Origin of the sequence: Stenotrophomonas maltophilia group sp. RNC7, from assembly GCF_030910085.1 — a bacterium.
GTDB classification, from domain to species: Bacteria; Pseudomonadota; Gammaproteobacteria; order Xanthomonadales; family Xanthomonadaceae; genus Stenotrophomonas; species Stenotrophomonas sepilia.
This window is the reverse complement of record NZ_JAVFVN010000901.1, coordinates 1-887: the sequence shown is the minus strand read 5'-3', so window position 1 is coordinate 887 and position 887 is coordinate 1. Positions and strand designations below refer to the sequence as shown.

Here is an 887-nt window from a genome sequence, read left to right as displayed (position 1 = left end):
TTCTCGTAGGAGGCGCGGTCCGCGATCTGCTGATGTTTCGCGAGCCGACTGACCGCGACTATGTCGTCGTCGGTGCGACACCAGCCGACATGATTGCTGCTGGATTCAAAAGTGTCGGCGCCGACTTCCCAGTCTTTCTTCACCCCGAGACAGGCGACGAATACGCTTTGGCCCGTACCATGCGCAAGTCTGTGCAGAACGACCAGGAATTCACGACTGCCTTTGATACCTCGATTACGATCGCCGACGACCTGTTCAATCGAGACTTTACCTGCAATGCAATTGCCATGGATCCAGATGGGAACATTATCGATCCGTTTGGCGGCTTGAATGACATCACATCCAAGCGCTTGCGCCATACATCCGAGGCATTCTGTGACGATCCTGTTCGTGTCTTGAGAGCTGCCCGACTAGCGGCCAAACTGGAATTTTCTGTTGCGCCCGAAACCGTTGCTCTCTGCCGCCAAATCCATTCGACAGGCAAACTGGATCATCTCACCCCCGAACGTATTGCACTCGAATTCTACAAAGCCCTCACAACCCCAAAGCCATCGACGTTCTTCCTGGAGTTGGACCGTTTTGGTGCTCTCACCACACTTTTCCCCGAGTTGGCCGCCCTTAAGGGAAGAATCCAACCCGCCGAGCATCACATGGAAGGGGATGTTTTCTCTCATACCTTGATGGTGGTCGATGCTGCTGCCAGCCATTTCGGGGATCCTTTGATCACATTTGGTGCGCTCGTGCATGATTTCGGCAAGGCTTTGACCCCAGACGAAAACCTGCCGTCACATCTCGGGCATGAGGAACTCGGTATGGGTCCCGTCAATGCGCTCGCGGACAGGCTCAAGCTGTCCAACCACTTGCGTAAAATTGGCGTTCTCTCGGCC

General features: G+C 54.7%; 1 protein-coding gene. It reads left to right on the top strand.

Going from position 1 to position 887, the window contains the following annotated elements:
- The coding region (locus tag RCF13_RS23395) for an HD domain-containing protein (protein ID WP_308141575.1) at positions 1–887 on the top strand (887 nt) is incomplete at both ends.